Here is a 20,982-nt window from a genome sequence, read left to right as displayed (position 1 = left end):
TTAAATTGTATGTTTACAAACTATGGTATAATTAAATAACTATAAGTAGATAAGTGTTTTTATATGATTCACATAAAATTCAGGAGGTAATTAAATGATTGATTCACATGTACATACAGAATTTTCACAAGATTCTCAAATGAAGCTTGAAGACGGGCTGGAACACTCTGAAAACATCGGCATAGGAATGACTATTACAGAACATTTGGATTTGAAATTTCCAACAGGAGAAAATTTTACTTTTGATATAGATAAATATTTTAATGACTATGACAAGTATAAGAGTAATAAACTTATGCTTGGAATTGAAATTGGTATGCAATTAAATTGCTTAGAGGAAAATAGAGCTATAGCAAGTAAGTATCCTTTTGATTATATAATCGGATCCATACATGTAGCTGAAGGACAAGATATATATTATCCGAAATTTTATGAGGGTAAAACAAAACAAGAAGCATATGAGCAATATTTTGGAAGTATGATTGATTGCGTGAGACAGTATGATTTTATTGATAGTTTAGGTCATATTGATTATATATCTAGATATGCTACTTTTTATGATAAGGAAATACATTATGAAGAATTTAATGAATATGTAGATGAAGTGTTAAATACTATAGTTAGTAATGAAAAAGTAATAGAATTAAACACTAGAAGACTGGGAAATAAAGAAGCTTATAATAATTTAATTCATATTTATAGTGCGTACAAGCAAAAGGGTGGGGAATATGTTACTATAGGTTCCGATGCACATCATGCAGAACATGTTGGGCAAAACTTTAAGCTGGCTAATAGCATATGTGAAATATGTAATCTTAAACCTGTATATTTTAATAATAGAAAAATGGAATATATGTAATATTACTTTACTAGTATTTTTGAGGAGAATAGAAATGGAAAATAGCCAATTAATTAATCAAGTTATCATATTATTTATTATTATAATGGTGGGATTTTACGCTAAGAAAAAGAAATTTCTCAGTAACACAGTTGATAGAGGTCTGTCGGAATTATTAATAAATATAACCTTACCATTTATGATAATTACATCTTTTAATATTAAATATGAAGCACAGATGGTAAGTAATGCTCAAAAAATTTTATTATACTCGTTTTTGATACACATAGGTTTAATATTTATTAGTAAATTATTTTTCTTTAAGTTTCCTGAAAATAAACAAAAGGTATTTAGGTTTGTGACAATTTTTTCAAATGTGGGATTTATGGGTTACCCAGTTATTGAATCGATTTATGGTGGAGTAGGCGTTTTTTATGCGGCAATATTCAATATTCCTTTCAATATTTTAGTGTGGACTGTAGGTGTAATGATCTTCACCGGAGAAAAAGATTTCAAATCAGTCAGAAAAGCGGTAGTAAATCCAGCGCTTATAGCCGTATTTATTGGTATGATTTTATTCCTGTTTTCAATTAAATTGCCGTTCCCTATTGAAGCTTCGTTTAAACTGGTGGGAGCTACCACTACACCAATAGCTATGATAATTATTGGGTCTATGCTTGCGGAAATGAATGTTAAAAGTATTTTTTCTGATTTGTCTATATATTATGCTACAATGGTTAGGCTATTGGTAGTTCCATTAATTATTTATGTGGTAATGAAATTTCTAAAGGTAGATGAGTTGCTACTAAATATATGTGTTATACTTGAGGCTATGCCAGCAGGAGTAACAGCTGCAATAATTGCAGAGAAATACGATGGAGACCCGTTGCTTGCTTCACAGTGTATATTTATAACTACAATACTATCAGGAATAACTGTACCTATAATAATACTATTTTTATAGAATAAATTAAAGTTGTAGAATGGAGGATTTATAATGAAAGTTAATTTTACGGAAAATTTAGAAAAAGGTATGAGATTTTTACATACTCAAGGTGCATTTTTAACAGTGAAATCTGGTGAGAAAATTAATACTATGACTATAAGCTGGGGAAATGTGGGATATGAATGGAACAGACCTATATTTACTGTTTTGGTAAGGAAGTCGAGATATACTCATGATCTTATAGAAAATTCAGATGACTTTACTGTGAGCATACCCTTAAGTAAAGATCTAAAGAATGCATTAGCAGTTTGTGGAAGTAAATCAGGCCGAGATATCGATAAATTTAAGGAGTGTAAATTAACCCCAGAAGATAGTAGAAATGTTGATACACCGATAATTGGTGAATGTGAACTTCATTATGAGTGTAAAATTGTATATAAACAGGATATGAATCCGAAGCTTCTTTCAAAGGATGTTGCAGAAAGCTCTTACGCAGATGGTGATTACCATACTTTGTATTATGGAGAAATAGTAGCAACTTACACGAAATAGTAAATAAATTAATATAGGAATAGTACACAAGACTATTATCTAGAATTATAATGATACAAGTATTTTATAATCAAGCTTGTAATTTTCGTAATCTTAGGTAATTGCTGAAGTGTACTATTTTTATTTGTTGTTAATGAATCAAAAATTATACATCAAATAGAGTTTTTTTCATATTGCTATATTTAGTAATATAATAATTTTTGTTTAGTGAAATTTTAGTTAGTGCATAAGCCAATATATCGATTTCTGAGCGTGTATTATATAGGCCCAAACTAATTCTAACCATTCCAGGGCGGTACAAATCAGGGTTAGTAATATGCTTACGCATAGAATCGCCAGAGATATTTAATAGCTTAACAATATAAGGTTGAGCACAAAAGCAACCACTTCTTACTGAAATTCCCCATTCGTAAGAAAGTATTTTTGCAACTGTGGAGTGGTGAATTCCATCGATATTAAAGGGTATTATACTAACCCTGTCAACTTCTTTAGAAGTATCACAATAAATTTTTAAATTTGGAATATTCTTTATTAGATTTACGGCATAGGAAGTTAATTTTTTTTCTAAGTGTTCCACATTAGCCATTCCAATTTTATTTAGACACTTAATAGCTGATGCAAGAGCTATAGATCCCATAACATTTGGTGACCCAGCCTCGTGACGTTCAGGAGATTCATTCCACTTTATAAAATCATGAGTAACAATATCTACTGTTCCTCCACCTACTAAATCAGGGTCACAATTATCTAAGATACATTTAGGCCCAATTAATACTCCTGTGCCAAAAGGGGCATACATTTTATGGGATGAGAAGATTAAAAAATCAATATTACATTCTTTGTTTTCGCTGTTCATAATAAAAGGAGCATGGGGTACTAATTGTGCACCATCCACAAGGAGTTTTGAACCGAATTTATGAACTAATTTAGCTATATCATAAATGGGGTTTTTATATCCAGTTACATTTGAAGCACCTGAAATAGTAACTAGTTTTATATAACCATTATATTTGTTTAACTTAGACTCTAAATCCTCTAAAGATAACTTGCCAGCTGTATCTACAGATATATAATCTATAATAAATTTATCTCTCCATGGTAAATCATTTGAATGATGTTCCATATCAGTGGTTAGAATAACATTTTTTTTGTAAGGCTCGTAAAGTAAGTTGGATAACTTATTAAAAGCCTCTGTAGAATTTTTGACATAAATAACGGTATTATTATAATCAGCATTAATGAAACTACTGACAATACTTCTAGACTCTTCATATAGGCCAGTTGTTAGCTTAGATTTATAACCTTCACCACGATGAATGGAGGAATACCAGGGGGCAAAATCGATGATATCATTCATAACACATTTAAAGGGTGGGGTAGTTGCTGCATTATCAAAATTAATTGAAGTAACACTTTTTCCTGTTATTAGAGGTACCTTTTTATTTACACCAAGTATCAAATCCCTGTAGCTTGGACTATTGCCTCTAGATGACATAATACTCCTCCTCATAAAATTATTTACTAATATATAATATTAGATGTGAGAGGAAAAGGTGACTGGTAAAGACTCACAAAGCCATGATCATAAATGACTTTGTGAGTCTTTTTTATTAATAATATATTGCTTTTGTCTAATAAAGAATCATGAGTTAACGATGTCATAAACCTTATCAAAATCAACAGTTATTTGTTTCCCAGTTAACATATCTTTTATAGTAGCTGCTTTATTTTCAACTTCTTTTTCACCCATTAAAATCACAAAAGGAATACCTAATTTATTTGCATAACCAAGTTTCTTTACAAGTTTAGTTTCCTCAAGGTATATTTCTGTAATTACCCCCTTATCCCTAAGTGATTTTGCAAGAGAAATTCCATAATCAATATTATTATCTAATGGTATTACTAGTACTTTGGTTAAAGTAGTAGTAGGATCTTTTTTAAAGAACCCAGTTTCATTTAATTGATAGAATAATCGGGTAAGACCAATTGATATTCCAACTCCTGGTAGTTTTTGCTTTGTATAATACTCAGCTAAATTATCATAGCGACCACCTGAACACACAGAACCAATAGAAGGGTATTCATTTAAAAACGTTTCATAAACTGTCCCTGTGTAATAATCAAGACCTCTTGTTATTTTTAAATCTATTTTAAGATTATCCTCAGGAACTCCAAGCAATTTTACGTATTTAGTAACTAAAGAAAGCTCCTCAAAACCAGCTTTAAAGTTATCATTAGAAATATTTAGATTATTTAATAATAATAAAATGTCCTGATTGCTTCCATTTATATTAATGAACTTAAGGATTTTTTCTATAATTTCATTATTTAAGCCGCAAGTTAAAAGCTCCTGGGTAACGTTTGATGGCCCAATTTTATCTATCTTATCAATAATCCTTAAAACATTTGCACTATCTTGAATCTCTAATGATTCAAAAAATCCATTTAACAGCTTTCTATTGTTTATGTTTATAGTGAAATCCTGAAAGCCAAGGTTATTGAATACCGAATAAATAATACTAGGTATTTCAGCATCATTCAAAATATTTAAATTGTTATTTCCAACAATATCAATATCACATTGATAAAATTCGCGAAAACGCCCCTTTTGGTTTCGTTCTCCTCTATAAACTTTGCCAATTTGGTATCTTCTAAAAGGAAAAGTTAGGAAGCTGTAATTTTGAGCTACATACCTAGCTAAGGGCACGGTTAAATCAAATCTTAAGGATAAATCTGTACTACCCTTAGTAAATCTGTAAATTTGTTTTTCGGTTTCTCCTCCTCCTTTTGCTAGTAAAATCTCAGATTTCTCTATTATTGGTGTATCTATAGGCAGAAATCCGAAGCTCTCATAAGTTTTTCTTATTGTATCTGCTAATTTGTTAAATTGAATTTGATCTCCTGGCAGTAACTCCATAAAGCCAGATAAAATCGATGGTTTTACGATTTCTCTTTTCATATTTTACCTCCACTGCTTTTTTAAAATTATACTATATATAATTAAATCTTTCAATAATAGATTGCCTTAGAAAATAATAATTAAAAAGGTGCTATTTATAGTTGACAAGATTACTGGGGTTTGATATTATGTATTTATAAAGTATAGTAAAACACTCTACTTTAACTACATTTCAAAAGGAAAGCCTCCTATGTGTGTAGCTGGAGGATATGTATTATAATAAATAGAAAACTTCAGTGTTAATATTAACCTACTTTTGAAGTCGTTAATATTGCAGCACCGCAGGTGATGATTAAAGGGGTGGTTAAATGAAATTATCTACTAAGGGAAGATATGGGGTTAAAGCCATGGTAGATTTAGCAATTAATTATGGAGAACAACCTGTATCTATTAAAAACATATCCCAAAGGCAAAGTATTTCAGAATATTATTTGGAACAATTATTTTCTTCTCTTAAAAAGGCCAAACTTATTAAAAGCATAAGGGGGGCTCAAGGCGGTTATATACTAAATAGGGCGCCAGAGGAAATAACTATACAAGATGTTATTAACGTACTTGAAGGTCCAATTGAAGTATCAAATTGCCTAGAAGACGGAGCATGCAATAATATTGACTGTTGTGCAACAAGATTGTTATGGAAGAAAATTCAAAATAGCATAGATAGTGTAACTTCCTCAATAACTTTAAAAGATATTGTTGATGATTACAAGAATATAGCACTAATAAAAGGAGTGAAAGATAATGATTAAATCAATTTACATGGATCATGCTGCAACCACTTATACTAAACCAGAAGTTTTAGAAGAGATGATTCCTTATTTTACAACATACTTTGGTAATCCTTCATCAATTTACTCTCTATCAAGAGAGACAAAAAAAGCAATTGATATTGCTAGAGACAAGGTTGCAAAGGCTATAAATTCTAAGGAAAATGAAATTTACTTTACTGGTGGCGGATCAGAAGCAGATAACTTTGCAATAAAGGGTATAGCGTCTGCGTGTAAGCAAAAGGGAAATCATATAATTACAACAGTTATTGAACATCATGCTGTACTACACACTTGTGAATACTTAGCTAAAAACGGTTTTGAAATTACTTATTTACCTGTAGATGAATATGGATTTATTAATATAAAAGATTTAGAAAATGCTATGACAGACAAAACTATTTTAGTGTCAATAATGTTTGCTAACAATGAAATTGGAACAATACAGCCAATAAAGGAAATAGGAGCATTGTGTAGAAGTAAAAAAATATTATTCCATACAGATGCAGTTCAAGCTGTGGGTCATATTCCAGTAGACGTAAAGGAAATGAATATAGATTTATTATCACTAGCTGCTCATAAATTCTATGGACCTAAGGGAGTAGGAGCACTATATGTAAGAAAAGGTATTAAAGTAGATAATTTAATACATGGTGGTGGACAAGAAAAAAATAAAAGAGCAGGTACTGAAAACGTGGCTGGCATAGTGGGCCTTGGTAAAGCTCTTGAACTCGCCACTCAAAACATGGATGTTAACAATAAAAAACTAGTTTATTTAAGAGATAAGCTTATTAAAGGATTATTAGAAATACCATATACAAAATTAAATGGTCCAAGATCAGAAAATAGACTTCCAGGGAATTCTAATATTTGTTTTGAATTCATAGAAGGAGAATCTATACTATTACTTTTAGATGCCAATGGCATTGCAGGTTCAAGCGGAAGTGCTTGTACATCAGGATCTTTAGATCCTTCTCATGTTTTACTCGCCATTGGTGTCCCAGTTGAAATAGCTCATGGTTCTTTAAGACTTAGTTTAGGCGATGCTACTACTGAAGAAGAAGTAGATTTTGTAATAGAAACAGTACCAAAAATTGTTAAAAGGCTAAGAGATATGTCGCCATTATGGGATGACTTTTTAAAGGAGGAAAAATAATATGTATAGTGATAAAGTTATGGATCATTTTAATAACCCAAGAAATGTAGGAGAAATTGAAAATGCTGATGGTGTTGGAGAAGTAGGAAACGCTAGATGTGGTGATATTATGAAGGTTTATTTAAGAGTAGTAGATAATATAGTTATAGATGCAAAATTTAAAACTTTTGGTTGTGGATCTGCTATAGCATCTTCAAGTATGGCTACAGAACTTATTAGAGGTAAATCTGTAGATGAAGCATGGACACTTACAAATAAAGCTGTAGCTGAAGCCTTAGATGGTCTACCACCGATAAAAATGCATTGTTCAGTTCTAGCTGAAGAAGCTATTCATAAAGCAATTAATGACTATAGAAGTAAAGCTGGACTTGAAGTGTGGGATTACAAAGAACACGATGACATCCATGCACAGGTGCACGGAGAATAGGGGATATTAAATGAAAAAAAAAGTAGTTATTGGAATGAGTGGTGGAGTAGATAGTTCTGTAGCTGCCTATCTTTTAAAAGAAGAGGGTTATGAAGTTATAGGAATTATGATGAAATTATCTCCAGATAATCCTGATTATGAAGAAAATGAAGGTGGATGTTGTTCTATTTCTGCAGCTAATGACGCAAGACGTGTTGCAGATGTTCTAGGCATACCATTCTATGTTATGAATTTTAAGGATGTTTTTAAGACAAATGTTATTGATAATTTTATTGATGAATACATGGAAGGTAGAACGCCTAACCCCTGTATTGTCTGTAATAAAGTTATTAAATTCCACGAATTCTTAAGAAAGGCAAAGGCCCTTGGAGCAGATTATATAGCCACAGGTCATTATGCTAAAATTGAAAAAGTAGAAGGTAGATTTCTACTTAAAAAATCAGATGATGATAATAAAGATCAAACTTACGCTCTATATAGTTTAACTCAAGAACAATTAAGTCACACTTTGATGCCTTGTGGAGACTATACTAAGCCAGAAATAAGAAAAATTGCAGAGAAAATAGGGCTAGAAGTTTATAGAAAAAAAGATAGTCAAGAAATTTGTTTCATACCTGATAATGACCATGGTGCTTATATTGTGAAATATAGTAATAGGGAAATTAAAACAGGTAACTTTGTTGATAAGCAGGGGAAGGTTCTAGGAAAGCATAAGGGAATAGTGTACTATACTATAGGACAAAGAAAAGGACTAGGGATAGCTCTAGGCAAACCTGTTTTTGTAATTGATATAAATCCACTAACCAACCAAGTGATTTTAGGAGACGAAGAAGATATTTTTAAAACTACACTTATAGCAAAAGATTTAAATTTTATAATGTTTGATAAAATTGAATCCGATTTAAGAGTTACAGCGAAGATTAGATATTCTGCAAAACCACAACTCGCCACTTTAATTCCACTAGAAAATAATAAGATGAAAGTTATCTTTGATGAAAAACAAAGGGCTATTACTAAGGGGCAATCAGTGGTGTTCTATATAGAAAACACAGTAGTTGGTGGAGGAATAATAGAGGAAATTTTATAGGGTAAATATAAAAAAAGCTATGCTTATAGAGGGATACCTAGTTATAAAACTAGGTATCCCTCTATAAGCATAGGAAAAGAAATGAAAACTTAAAATAATATTAATTTATGTAATAACTTTTAAACTAATTGGAAAAGATAACTATATCTAAAAAATAATTACGCTGTTTAATATAGGAGATATTATGTTTAAAAGTAAAGATTTTAAATTTATGGATGTGGTAACTGTTGAGGGTAAGAGAATCGGATTTATAAAAGACCTGTTAATAGATTTTAATTGTGGAAAGGTAATTGGATTCTTGGTATCCCCATATCAATTTTTTCGTAAGAATGTAAGCGTGTTAAAGGAAGATATAATATATTTTAATAAGCATATGGTGGTTAAAAAAGTAGAGTATAATAAATATTTATGTTTAAATAGCTTTATTAATATGGATGTAATAGATAAATGTAGTAATATATTTGGTATGGTGGAGGATATTACTTTCACATATGATACCTTTGAAATAAAAGGGATTATAGTGTCTTCAGGATTTATCCCGAATTTACTTAGAGGAAAAAGAATAATGCTAATAAATGAACTTATACTTGGAGAAGAAAATCTTTTGTACCTTCCAAATTGTGAGGAATATTCTTTTAAAAGCATGCCACATAACTTCTTTGTAAAGGTAAATACAAATGAAAAAAAATAATAAAAGAAAACTGGTTATTACTATTATCAGTATTACTCTTTTTATAGTGCTAATTATTATGGCGATTAGAATACCTATTTTTAAACAATTAATTAACTTAGTCTTTATTTCATTTGTTGTGGCTTATTTACTAAAACCTTTGTATATGGTTTTAATTAATAAAGGTATAAATAAAAAAATAGCTTCTTCTTTAATAATATTTGGACTTGTAGGCTTAATATCATTAACTTTAATATTGATTATTCCATCTATATTTAGAGAAGGTTCAAACCTGGATAAGTCAATAAACGATTTAGGAAAGTACTTGATCCATGCAAATTCCAAGATAAAAGTGTTAAGCAAAAATAAAATTATGAGTGGTATTATAAACACCATATACAACAAGGCAAATGGACAAATAATTGTAATAGTTGATAGTGGATTGAATTCTATCATGGGCCTTTCTGAAAATATAATAACTTACATGGTTTCACCACTAATAATATATTATTTTTTATGTGATAGTGAAAATATGCTAAATAAGGCTTTAATAATATTTCCTCCAGAGAGCAGAAATGTAATAAAGAAAATTATAGAGGACATTGATAAGGTCCTGGGTAAATATATTATAAGTCAACTACTCTTATGTGGTTTCATAACTGTTGCTACTTTTTTCATCTTAATATTTCTAAAAGTTGATTTTCCGCTAATACTTTCTTTAATAAATGGGATCTCAAATATAATACCTTATTTTGGGCCCGTATTTGGGGTGATTCCTGCTGTTTTAATAGGACTATTGATTTCGCCTAAAACAGCTTTATACGTAGTGGTGTGTTTTTTTATACTTCAGCAAATTGAAGGGGACATAATATCACCAAAAATAATTGGGGATAGTATAAGTATGCACCCTTTAACAGTAATATTATTATTACTTGTAGGGGGAAAGGTTGGAGGTGTTTTAGGTATGATACTTGTAGTGCCTTTAGGCGTAATGATTAAAGTCGTATATGAGGATCTAAACTACTACTTATTTTAAAATATAAATCAATATATTGATGAATCATAGTTAAATATGCTATAATATATGAATATAATTTAATATTTGGTAATGATGAGAACTAGTAAATAAATTTTAACATTTAGAGAGGAAGTGTAGGGTGAAAACTTCTTGTTAAATATATTGAAGCTACCTTTGAACCATATTTACTTGAGAGATATTGCAATATAATTAATTTATATTAATTATATCGTTATATAATTAGGGTGGTAACGCGGAAAACTTTCGTCCCTTATATTGGGGGAGTGAAGGTTTTTTTATATATAAAAAATCATGATTTTTTTAATTACACGTGCGCAAACGTGATAAATGGAGGAGATATTATGGATAATTTAGGGCTAAATGAAATCAGAGAATCCTTTCTGAATTTTTTTGAAAGCAAGGGTCATCTTAGACTAGAGAGCTTTCCTCTAGTGCCTAAGAACGATAATAGTTTGTTACTTGTAAACGCAGGAATGCAACCACTTAAACCATATTTTACTGGAATTCAAACACCACCTAGTACTAGAATAACTAATTGTCAAAAGTGTATTAGAACAGGAGACATTGAGAATGTAGGAAAAACATCAAGACATGGTACTTTCTTTGAAATGCTTGGAAACTTTTCATTTGGAGATTATTTTAAAGAGGAGATTATTCCATGGGCATGGGAATATGTAACAGAGGTTTTAAATATTCCAAAAGAAAATTTATATGTAACTATATATATAGAGGATGATGAAGCTTTTGATATATGGTGTAAAAACACTGATATTGATGCTACAAGGATTTTTAGACTTGGAAAAGAAGATAACTTTTGGGAAATAGGTCAGGGGCCTTGTGGACCTAATTCAGAAATACACTTTGATAGAAATGCAGAACTAGGACAAATAAAAACTGCGGGAGAATTTGTTAAAGCAGGTAATGAAGATAGAATAATAGAATTTTGGAATTTGGTATTTACTCAATTTGACAAAGACGCACAAGGTAAATATAACATATTAAAAAATACTAACATAGATACAGGAATGGGTCTTGAGAGAATAGCTGCTATAATGCAAGGCAAAAACAGTATTTTTGAAGTAGATACTATAAAAAACATACTACAAGAAGTTTCAAAAATTTCAGGGGTTAAATATGGAGTAAGCCATAAAGAAGATGTATCCCTGCGCGTTATAACAGATCACGTTAGAAGCACAACCTTTATGATAAGTGATGGTGTACTTCCATCTAATGAAGGAAGAGGTTACGTTCTTAGGCGGTTACTTAGGCGTGCAGCAAGACATGGTAGATTACTTGGAATCAAAAATAATTTTTTATGCGAGCTTTGTAGCACTGCTATTGAAAATTCTTTTGTAGCATACCCAGAATTAAAAGAAAAAGCTTCATATATTAAAAAAATTATAAAGCTTGAAGAGGAAAGGTTTTCAGAAACTTTAGATTCTGGTATGGATATTTTAAGGAGTTATATACAAGAACTTAAAGATAATAATATAAAAATTTTAAGTGGAGAAAAAGCTTTTAAATTATACGATACTTTTGGATTCCCTTATGAACTTACGGAAGAAATATTAGATGAGGAAGGTATTGAAATTAATTTAGACGACTTTAATAGCGAAATGCAAAGTCAAAGGCAAAGAGCTAGAAATGCTAGGGCTCATTCAAATTATATGGGTAGTGGTGAAAGTAAATTAAATGTAATTCCTAAAAGTATTGTAACAAAATTTGATGGATATGATAAAACAGAGCTTCAATCTATTGCTAAAGTTTTAATTAGGGGAGAGGAACTTGTTTTAGAGCTTTCAGAGGGGACAAAGGGCATTATTATAACAGATGTTACTCCTTTTTATGCTGAAATGGGAGGACAAACTTTTGATATCGGAATTATTTTTAATGAGAATTTCAAAGCAGAAGTTTATGATTGTCAAAAGAGTGCTTCAGGTAAAGTTGTTCATTTTATAAATATGCTGGAAGGTTCACTTAAGCAAGATGAATTAGTGACTCTTGTGGTTGATAAGGATAGAAGAGCTTCAGTTTGTAAAAACCATACCGCAACTCATATGCTTCAAGAAGCACTAAAAAGAGTTTTAGGTGATCATGTTCATCAATCAGGTTCTTATGTGAATGAAGACAGATTAAGATTTGATTTTACTCATTTTTCTGCATTGACAGAGGAGGAAATTAATAGTGTTGAGATGATTGTAAATCATAATATTATGCAAGTATATAAGGTTGAAACGAATGTTATGACTATAGAAAAAGCTAAAACAAGTGGTGCTATAGCTCTCTTTGACGAGAAATATCAAGAGGATGTTAGAGTGGTTTCTGTTGGGAATTTTAGCATGGAATTATGTGGAGGTACACATGTGAAAAATTCAGGAGAAATTGGTCTATTTAAAATTTTGACTGAAGCTGGAGTTGCTGCTGGGGTTAGAAGAATCGAAGCTATAACAGGTAATAAATCAATTAAATATATAGAAGATAAAAACTATTTAATAAAAAATATTGCGAGTACACTTAAATGCACAGAAAAAGATATATTAAATAAGCTACAAGTTCAATTGACAGAATTAAAAGATAAAGAAAAGGCAATAATATTACTAAAAGGTAAATTAGCTTCTTCTTCAGGTGAAGAAATCTTAGATGATATCAAAGATGTTAAAGGTGTTAAAGTTATTTGCGGTATTGTAAAAGATACAGAGGTGGATGCCTTAAGAGATTTAGCAGATAAACTTAGAGATAAACTTGCAAGTGGCGTAGTTGTCCTTGGAAGTACCACAAATGATAAAGTTCATTTCGTTGCTATGGCATCCAAATCCGCAATAGATAGTGGAATTCACTGTGGAAAAATAATTAAAGAAGTTGCTAAAATAGCTGGTGGTGGTGGCGGTGGTAGACCAGATATGGCACAGGCGGGTGGAAAACTTCCTGAAAAATTAGAAGAAGCCATAAAAAATGTACCATCTATAATTGAAACAATGGTAAAATAGTATACTTTTTGTAAGAATTGTTTTATAATATAACTAATAGACATAATTCAATCCATGTTAGTATATAAGTATGGAACTTATTGTAACTAAGAAATTGTAACAATGGCTAATGGTGTGTTTTACAATAGTTAGTGCATAATAAGGGAAGGGGTGTATAGAATGGATACTAATGATAATACAGTCCAATTTGATTTTGTAAAAGATAAAAAGGATTTAACAAAAACTATTTTGACTGACGTTTATAATTCGCTTATAAAAAAGGGTTATAACCCGGTAAATCAAATGGTAGGATATTTAATTTCCGGAGATCCAACATATATAACGAACTATAATGGAGCAAGAGCGCTTGTAAGAAAGCTAGAGAGAGATGAAATATTAGAAGAAGTTCTAAAATCTTATCTAGACATTAAAAAATAAAATGTCCTTAGGGACATTTTATTTTTTAACGTTAATGTTATAGATTAATTAGTTATTATTAAAGGAGTATATGAATGAGAATATTAAGCTTAGATATTGGAGACAGAACAATAGGGGTAGCTGTATGTGACCCTTTAGGATTAACAGCTCAAGGAATTACAACAATAAAAAGGAAAAGTATAGTTTTAGATATTGATGAAATTGCACAGATATGCAAGAAATATGAAGTAGAAACCATTGTATCTGGACTTCCTAAAAACATGAATGGTACTATAGGACCACAAGGGGAAAAAGTTCAACGGTTTTGTGACAAACTTAAAGAAACATTGGGTTTAGAAGTAAAAATGTGGGATGAAAGATTAACAACGGTAGCTGCTAATAGGGTAATGCTGGAAGGTGATTTATCTAGGGCGAAAAGAAAGAAAATTGTAGATAAAATTGCAGCTACATTCATTTTGCAGGGATATTTAGATAGTTTGGGAACACGTTTATAAGTGTTCTTTCAAAATATAGAATTAAAACTAATTATACAATTTGAAAGGAGAAATTATAATGGATAATAATGTTGAAACAATAATGTTGAACGATGAAGAAGGTAATGATATAGAATTTGATGTGATAACTAAATTAGACATCGAAGATAAAGAATATGTTATAGTTGCACCAACTGGAGAAGAAGATATTGATGCAGTTGCACTTAGAGTTGATAAAGATGCAGAAGGTAATGATATATTAGTTACAGTAGAAGATGACGCGGAGTTTGAAATGATTTCACAAGCTTATGACGCAGTTTTTTCTGAAGAACTCTAATCTGAATTTACACCTAAATGATTATCAATTGACAATAGCTTAATAAAGTATTAAACTAAAATTATAATAAATGTAATTTAAATTTATGGGGCAGATAAATTGTTATACAAGAAGGGGGGATATTTATGCCAAAGTTATCTCTAGAGAGCATTGAGAGTTTAAAGGAAAATTTAAAAAAACAAGGATATAAGCTTACTACACAGAGAAGAGCGATATTAAATGGCATAATTAAAAGTGAAGGTAGCCATCTTACAGCCGAAGAACTATATGACTTGGTTAAATCTGACTGTCCGGAAATTGGGCTTGCTACAATTTATAGAACGGTTCAGCTTTTAGAAGAAATGGGCACAATCAGGAAGCTTGATCTAGACGATGGTTGCAGTAGGTATGAACTTAACCATGAAGAGGAGATTCATCAGCATCATCACTTGATTTGCAAACGCTGTGGTAGGGTAATAGAAGTTGAGGGAGACTTACTTGACGAGTTAGAATCAATTGTTGAAAAACAATACAATTTTAAAATTGAAGATCATAGTTTGAAATTTTATGGAGTTTGTGATAAGTGTTTAGAAAAATAATTTAGCTTAAGTTAAATATCAAATAAATCAACTAGAGTAGATTTATTATTTAGTAATAATATAGTGAATAATCTGTCTAGTTGACTTTTTTGTTACATAATATTAAAATAAGTATAGTAATGCGGAAATTGGATGCTGCAAGACGTATCCAATTTTCGTTTGTGTAAAATTTTTAAACACACGAAAAAAAATTGGAGGATTAATTAATATGAATTTATTTACAAGAAATGATGTTAGAAATATAGCAATAATTGCCCACGTAGATCACGGCAAGACAACACTAGTGGATTGTTTACTTAAACAAAGTCATGTTTTTAGAGAAAATGAAAGAGTAGAAGAGAGAGTAATGGATTCTAATGATCTAGAAAAAGAAAGAGGAATAACAATTCTTTCTAAGAATACAGCAGTAATGCACAATGGAATTAAAATAAATATAGTTGATACTCCAGGGCACGCTGACTTTGGCGGAGAGGTTGAACGAGTACTTAAGATGGTTGATAGCGTTCTTCTTGTAGTTGATGCATACGAAGGTCCAATGCCACAAACTAAATTCGTTTTGAAAAAAGCATTAGAATTAAATCTTAAGCCAATCGTTGTTATAAACAAAATTGATAGAAAAGATGCACGTCCAACAGAAGTACTTGATGAGGTCTTCGACCTATTCGTTGAACTTGGAGCAGATGATGACCAATTGGACTTCGCAGTGGTATATGCTTCTGCTAGAGAAGGGTTTGCTAAATTTGAAGTTGATGATGTAAGTGACAACATGGAACCATTATTTGAATCTATAGTAAAGAATGTAAGAGCGCCAGAAGGTTATTTAGAAATGCCACTTCAACTGCTTATTTCAACTATTGATTATAATGAGTACGTTGGTAAAATTGGAATAGGAAAAATCGAAAGAGGATCAATTAAAAGAAATCAACAAATAGCACTTATAAGAAAAGATGGCACAATTAATAATGTTAAAGTTTCAGCTCTTTTCGTTTACAATGGTCTTAAAAGAGAAGAAACTGAAGAAGCAATGCTTGGTGATATCGTAGCAGTTTCTGGTATTCCAGACATTAATATAGGAGAAACAATAGCTGATATTAATGAACCAGAAGCACTTCCATTTGTTGAAATTGATGAGCCTACACTAACTATGAATTTCATGGTTAATAATTCTCCTTTTGCAGGCCAAGAAGGAACTTATGTTACGTCAAGGCATATAAGAGATAGACTTATGAAAGAACTTGAAACTAATGTTAGTTTGAGAGTAGAAGAAATTGATGATGGTTTTGAAGTAAGTGGAAGAGGAGAACTACATCTTTCTGTTCTAATTGAAACTATGAGACGTGAAGGATATGAATTCCAAGTGTCAAAAGCAAATGTTATATTTAAAGAGGAAAATGGCCATAAAACAGAGCCAATTGAGCTTCTTACAATTGACGTGCCAGAAGAATTTATGGGCGTAGTAATGGAAAAAATGGGACCTAGAAAAGCAGAGATGGTTAATATGACTTCTGCTATTAATGGATACACTAGATTAGAATTTAAAGTGCCATCAAGAGGCTTAATTGGCTTTAGAAGTGAGCTAATGACTGATACTAAGGGTAATGGTATAATGAATCACGTTCTAGATGGTTACGATAGGTATAAAGGAGAAATTCCAGACAGAAGTAGAGGATCACTAATTGTATTTGAAGGAGGAGAATCAGTAACTTACGGATTATACAATGCTCAAGAAAGAGGAACTCTATTCATACCAGCAGGAATACCTGTATATGCAGGAATGCTTGCAGGAGAATGTGCAAGAGCTGGAGACATAGAAGTAAATGTATGTAGAAAGAAACAGTTAACAAACACTAGATCTTCAGGAGCAGATGATGCACTAAAACTAACTCCATTAAGACCTATGTCACTTGAGCAGTGCTTAGAATTTGTAGCTATTGATGAGTTAGTTGAAATCACTCCTCTAAATATTAGAATGAGAAAAAGATTATTAGACTCAGGAGAAAGAAAAAGAGCAAGTAGTAAATCAAATAAATAGTTTAAACTATGGGGTGGTTTAATGAAAAAGATAGGGCTGTTAATTGTAGTTTTGGTAGTTTGCATATTAGCTGGTAATTATCAATATAGAAAGATAATACAGCATCCTATTAAAGCTGATAAAGATGTCCATATTACAGTTAAAAGTGGAGATACTCTATATAGTATATTAGATGATTTAAACCAAAATGGGGCTATAAAAAATTCAAGTGTTTTGAAGTTTTATATCAAAAAAAATAATATTGTGTCAAATGTACACGCCGGAAGATTTTTTATTCCAAAAGATGCTACAGTTACCGAGCTAGCAACTATTTTATCAACTGGAAATGATGAAGATATAGTTAAAGTAACGGTGCCAGAAGGATATGATATAAACAGTATTGCAAAGCTGCTAGAGGAAAAAGGCATAATTAGTAAAGTAAAATTTATAGACAGCTGTAAAAACTATAAGCTACCTACTTATATTACTGAGAAGGAAAACCGAAGATATAATTTGGAAGGTTTTCTTTTTCCAGCTACCTATGATTTTAAAGCTGGTATGAGTGGAAATGAAATAATTACGTCTATGTTAAATAGATTTGATAGTACAATAATTGAATTAAATAAAGTAAAGCCTATTGATATGAAGAAAATATATAATATAATGATAATGGCATCTATTGTTGAAAAGGAAGCTAGTGATAAAAAAGAATTGGATATCATAGCTTCAGTTTTTTATAATAGGCTAAAAATTCACATGGATCTGCAATCTTGTGCTACTGTTTTATATTCTTTAGATAAACATAAAGATAAACTATTATATAAAGATTTAGAAGTAAAATCACCTTACAACACATACATAGTGGAGGGGTTTCCCATAGGACCAATTTGTAACCCAGGAAAAGAATCTATTAAAGCAGCTTTGTCTCCTGCTACAACAAATTATTTATACTTTGTTTCAACTAATGATGGGAAACATTTTTTTACAGATGACTATAAAAAATTTTTGGAAATTAAAAAGAAAACACAAGGATTTTAATACTGAGTGTTATTTATATGCACATAAATAACAAGTCAATATAAGTTTTTCTTTGACTTGTTATTTATTTGCATGCGTTTTAACGACATTTCAGATGATGATTTAATGAAGTTTTGGAGGAATTAAATGAGCGGGATAACATATGATTATATGGAACAATATTTAAGAGAATTGATTCCAAATAATACTGGCATTTTAGAAGAACTTGAAAATTTTGCTGTTGAAAACAGAGTTCCTATAGTTCAAAAGGAAACAGCTAAATTTTTAGAACTTATGATAACTATAAATAGACCTGTAAAAATTTTAGAACTAGGTACTGCCATAGGCTATTCAGCTATCTTAATGAATTTAGCTTCTGGTGGGACATGCAAAATTACAACTATTGAAAGAGACGAGAAAATGATAGAGATTGCAAAAGCTAACATAGAAAAATATAGACTAGGAAGTAAAATTACTGTTCTTAAGGGAGATTGCCTTGAAATTCTGGAAAATCACAAAGATGTATATGATATGATTTTTATAGATGCAGGTAAAGGTCACTATAATCATTTTCTTCCTCACTGTCTTAGATTATTAAGCAAAAAAGGTGTCCTTATTGCTGATAATGTCCTCTTTAGAGGGATGGTTGCGTCTAAAGAACTTTTTGAGCGTAGAAAAATCACTATAATAAAACGTATGAAAAGTTATTTAGAATTAGTATCTAATAATGATGAACTTATAACTTCTATAATACCAATGGGAGATGGCATCTCAGTTACGGTGAGAAGAAGTACAGATAGCAAAGAGGAGGAATTGAGCTAATGAAACCAGAAATACTAGCACCTGCAGGTAATTTAGAGAAATTAAAAGCAGCTATAAATTTTGGTGCAGATGCAGTTTATTTAGGTGGAAGTAAATTGAATTTGAGAGCTTTTGCAGATAATTTTAGTAATGAAGACTTAAAGGAAGGTATAGGTTTTGCACATTTAAGAGGGAAAAAGGTATATGTTACTTTAAATGTGTTTGCTCATAATGAGGATTTAGATGGTTTAGAGGATTACTTAAAAGAAGTATATGAACTGGGTGCGGATGCTATCATTGTGTCTGATCCGGGTATTATTATGACAGCTAGAGAAGTTGTGCCGAATCTAGAAATTCATTTAAGCACACAAGCTAACAATGTAAACTATAAGTCAGCTATTTTTTGGCATAAACAAGGTGTAAAAAGGATTGTCCTTGCAAGAGAATTATCGCTTAAAGAAATTAGTGAAATTAGACAAAAGTTACCTGATACTTGTGAACTTGAAGCTTTTGTTCATGGGTCTATGTGTATGTCCTATTCAGGGAGATGTCTCATGTCAAATTATATGACGAGTAGAGATGCCAATAGGGGACAGTGTGCTCAACCATGTAGATATAAATATTTCTTAATGGAAGAAAAAAGGGATGGAGAATACTTTCCTATAATTGAAGATGATAAAGGAACTTATATAATGAATTCAAAGGACTTATGCATGATAGAACATATACCAGAACTTATGGAATCAGGTATAATGTCATTTAAGATAGAAGGAAGAATGAAAAGCTCATATTATGTTGCTTCTGTATGTAAATCCTATAGGGACGCTGTAGATACTTATATAGCTAATCCTATAAATTATAAATTCCAACAGAAATGGATGGATAATCTCCTAAAACCTAGCCATAGACAATTTTATACCGGGTTTTACTTTGGGGATCCAAATAAGCAGATATATGAATCCTCTTCGTATATTAGAAATTATGATATTGTTGGAATTATAAGGCAGTACAATGAAGAAAATAGTATTGCATTAGTAGAGCAAAGAAATAAGGTTTTTGAGGGTGATACTGTCGAAGTATTAAGGCCTGAGGGAGACAATATTTCAATTGTACTTAATGATATGAGAAATTCTAAAGGGGAGGGCATAGCTTCTGCACCAAGTGCTCAGATGCTTTTTACTGTAAAAGCTGACGAGAAACTACGCGCAAATGATATACTTATAAAATCTAAGGAGGAAAAATAATGGATCGTCCGATTTTAATAGGCATAGCAGGAGGAACGGGTTCAGGTAAAAGCACTGTAGCAAGAGAAATTTATAAACATTTCGATTCTACATGTATTGCAATGATTGAACAAGATTCTTACTATAAGGATCAAAGTAATCTTTCTTATGAAGAAAGGATAAAAACGAACTATGATCATCCAGATGCTTTTGATACTTCACTTTTAGTTCAGCAGCTAAATCTTCTTTTAGAAGGACAAACTGTTAAAAAACCAATATATAATTTTGAAATACATAACAGAATAGAAGAAACACAAATTGTGCAGTCAAGGGAAATTATTATAGTTGAAGGAATTCTTATACTTCAGGAAAAAATTCTTCGTGATATGTTAGATATTAAAATATATGTAGATACTGATGCAGATGTGAGATTTATAAGAAGACTTGTGAGAGATATTAATGAGAGAGGTAGAACAACTGAATCTGTTATAAATCAATATTTAAAAGTTGTTAAACCAATGCACGAACAATTTACTGAACCTACTAAACGGCACGCGGATATTATAATACCAGAAGGTGGACAAAATAAAGTAGCTATCGATATAATTACTGCAAATATAAGTCAAATACTTCAAAAACATCAAAAGTAAAAAGTGAATATGAATATATTACCAAATATAAAGTATATAACATCTCA

21 protein-coding genes are annotated in these 20,982 nt (G+C 30.9%); 19 read left to right on the top strand and 2 right to left on the bottom strand.

Going from position 1 to position 20,982, the window contains the following annotated elements; genetic code table 11:
• Window positions 1-94 precede the first annotated feature (94 nt).
• From ACREWB_RS13730 to ACREWB_RS13720, 3 genes are read left to right on the top strand one after another with little or no spacing between them, the layout of a single operon-like run.
• Entirely contained in the window at window positions 95-859 is a 765-nt protein-coding gene (locus tag ACREWB_RS13730) for a histidinol phosphate phosphatase (protein ID WP_431548012.1), read from the top strand.
• A gap of 34 nt (window positions 860-893) precedes the next feature.
• Window positions 894-1,802 (top strand): AEC family transporter, encoded by a 909-nt coding sequence (locus tag ACREWB_RS13725; protein ID WP_431548011.1) that lies wholly within the window; start codon window positions 894-896, stop codon window positions 1,800-1,802.
• A 33-nt stretch (window positions 1,803-1,835) separates the two neighbouring features.
• On the top strand, window positions 1,836-2,336 hold the full coding sequence (locus ACREWB_RS13720; RefSeq protein WP_431548010.1) for a flavin reductase family protein: 501 nt from the start codon (window positions 1,836-1,838) through the stop codon (window positions 2,334-2,336).
• Between the two features lie 145 nt (window positions 2,337-2,481).
• Here ACREWB_RS13720 and ACREWB_RS13715 read toward each other — a convergent pair whose 3' ends face one another.
• Window positions 2,482-3,831, bottom strand: a complete 1,350-nt coding sequence (locus ACREWB_RS13715; RefSeq protein WP_431548009.1) for an aminotransferase class V-fold PLP-dependent enzyme — start codon at window positions 3,829-3,831, stop codon at window positions 2,482-2,484.
• A 147-nt stretch (window positions 3,832-3,978) separates the two neighbouring features.
• The gene (gene hisS / locus ACREWB_RS13710; protein WP_431548008.1) at window positions 3,979-5,295 is read right to left on the bottom strand and encodes a histidine--tRNA ligase; all 1,317 of its coding nucleotides are present in this window, start codon (window positions 5,293-5,295) and stop codon (window positions 3,979-3,981) included.
• 308 nt (window positions 5,296-5,603) lie between these two features.
• Between hisS and ACREWB_RS13705 the strand changes: the two genes are divergently transcribed.
• The 16 genes from ACREWB_RS13705 to udk all read left to right on the top strand — a co-directional run bounded on the left by ACREWB_RS13705 (window position 5,604) and on the right by udk (window position 20,935).
• Complete coding sequence (locus ACREWB_RS13705; RefSeq protein ID WP_431548007.1) at window positions 5,604-6,044, top strand: RrF2 family transcriptional regulator; 441 nt, start codon at window positions 5,604-5,606, stop codon at window positions 6,042-6,044.
• Window positions 6,040-7,218: a cysteine desulfurase NifS gene (gene nifS / locus ACREWB_RS13700; RefSeq protein ID WP_431548363.1), complete on the top strand. Its 1,179-nt coding sequence runs from the start codon at window positions 6,040-6,042 to the stop codon at window positions 7,216-7,218. Before ACREWB_RS13705 ends, nifS begins: the two co-directional genes overlap by 5 nt.
• 1 nt (window position 7,219) lies before the next feature.
• Window positions 7,220-7,645, top strand: a complete 426-nt coding sequence (nifU, locus tag ACREWB_RS13695) for a Fe-S cluster assembly scaffold protein NifU (RefSeq protein ID WP_431548006.1) — start codon at window positions 7,220-7,222, stop codon at window positions 7,643-7,645.
• 10 nt (window positions 7,646-7,655) lie between these two features.
• Window positions 7,656-8,732, top strand: coding sequence for a tRNA 2-thiouridine(34) synthase MnmA (gene mnmA, locus ACREWB_RS13690; protein WP_431548005.1), 1,077 nt, complete (start codon window positions 7,656-7,658; stop codon window positions 8,730-8,732).
• A 184-nt stretch (window positions 8,733-8,916) separates the two neighbouring features.
• Window positions 8,917-9,423, top strand: coding sequence for a PRC-barrel domain-containing protein (locus ACREWB_RS13685; RefSeq protein WP_431548004.1), 507 nt, complete (start codon window positions 8,917-8,919; stop codon window positions 9,421-9,423).
• Window positions 9,410-10,438, top strand: coding sequence for an AI-2E family transporter (locus ACREWB_RS13680; protein WP_431548003.1), 1,029 nt, complete (start codon window positions 9,410-9,412; stop codon window positions 10,436-10,438). The genes ACREWB_RS13685 and ACREWB_RS13680 overlap by 14 nt, the downstream gene beginning before the upstream one ends.
• 344 nt (window positions 10,439-10,782) lie before the next feature.
• Window positions 10,783-13,428 (top strand): alanine--tRNA ligase, encoded by a 2,646-nt coding sequence (gene alaS / locus ACREWB_RS13675; protein WP_431548002.1) that lies wholly within the window; start codon window positions 10,783-10,785, stop codon window positions 13,426-13,428.
• Window positions 13,429-13,587: 159 nt separating this feature from the next.
• The gene (locus ACREWB_RS13670) at window positions 13,588-13,845 is read left to right on the top strand and encodes an IreB family regulatory phosphoprotein (protein WP_431548001.1); all 258 of its coding nucleotides are present in this window, start codon (window positions 13,588-13,590) and stop codon (window positions 13,843-13,845) included.
• 74 nt (window positions 13,846-13,919) lie between these two features.
• A complete protein-coding gene (gene ruvX / locus ACREWB_RS13665; protein ID WP_431548000.1) occupies window positions 13,920-14,339 on the top strand; it encodes a Holliday junction resolvase RuvX in 420 nt (139 codons plus the stop codon).
• A 58-nt stretch (window positions 14,340-14,397) separates the two neighbouring features.
• Entirely contained in the window at window positions 14,398-14,655 is a 258-nt protein-coding gene (locus ACREWB_RS13660) for a DUF1292 domain-containing protein (protein ID WP_431547999.1), read from the top strand.
• 125 nt (window positions 14,656-14,780) lie between these two features.
• Complete coding sequence (locus ACREWB_RS13655; RefSeq protein WP_431547998.1) at window positions 14,781-15,233, top strand: Fur family transcriptional regulator; 453 nt, start codon at window positions 14,781-14,783, stop codon at window positions 15,231-15,233.
• A gap of 208 nt (window positions 15,234-15,441) precedes the next feature.
• Window positions 15,442-17,265, top strand: a complete 1,824-nt coding sequence (typA, locus tag ACREWB_RS13650) for a translational GTPase TypA (RefSeq protein WP_431547997.1) — start codon at window positions 15,442-15,444, stop codon at window positions 17,263-17,265.
• A 21-nt stretch (window positions 17,266-17,286) separates the two neighbouring features.
• The gene (gene mltG / locus ACREWB_RS13645; protein ID WP_431547996.1) at window positions 17,287-18,282 is read left to right on the top strand and encodes an endolytic transglycosylase MltG; all 996 of its coding nucleotides are present in this window, start codon (window positions 17,287-17,289) and stop codon (window positions 18,280-18,282) included.
• 126 nt (window positions 18,283-18,408) lie between these two features.
• Window positions 18,409-19,083, top strand: a complete 675-nt coding sequence (locus ACREWB_RS13640) for an O-methyltransferase (protein ID WP_431547995.1) — start codon at window positions 18,409-18,411, stop codon at window positions 19,081-19,083.
• Window positions 19,083-20,306, top strand: a complete 1,224-nt coding sequence (locus ACREWB_RS13635) for a peptidase U32 family protein (RefSeq protein WP_431547994.1) — start codon at window positions 19,083-19,085, stop codon at window positions 20,304-20,306. The genes ACREWB_RS13640 and ACREWB_RS13635 overlap by 1 nt, the downstream gene beginning before the upstream one ends.
• Entirely contained in the window at window positions 20,306-20,935 is a 630-nt protein-coding gene (udk, locus tag ACREWB_RS13630) for a uridine kinase (RefSeq protein WP_431547993.1), read from the top strand. The genes ACREWB_RS13635 and udk overlap by 1 nt, the downstream gene beginning before the upstream one ends.
• Window positions 20,936-20,982 lie beyond the last annotated feature (47 nt).

The organism is Clostridium sp., from assembly GCF_050717635.1.
Taxonomy (GTDB): Bacteria; Bacillota; Clostridia; order Clostridiales; family Clostridiaceae; genus Clostridium_AD.
Note: the sequence above shows the minus strand (reverse complement) of the source record. Positions and strands in the feature narration are given on the sequence as shown.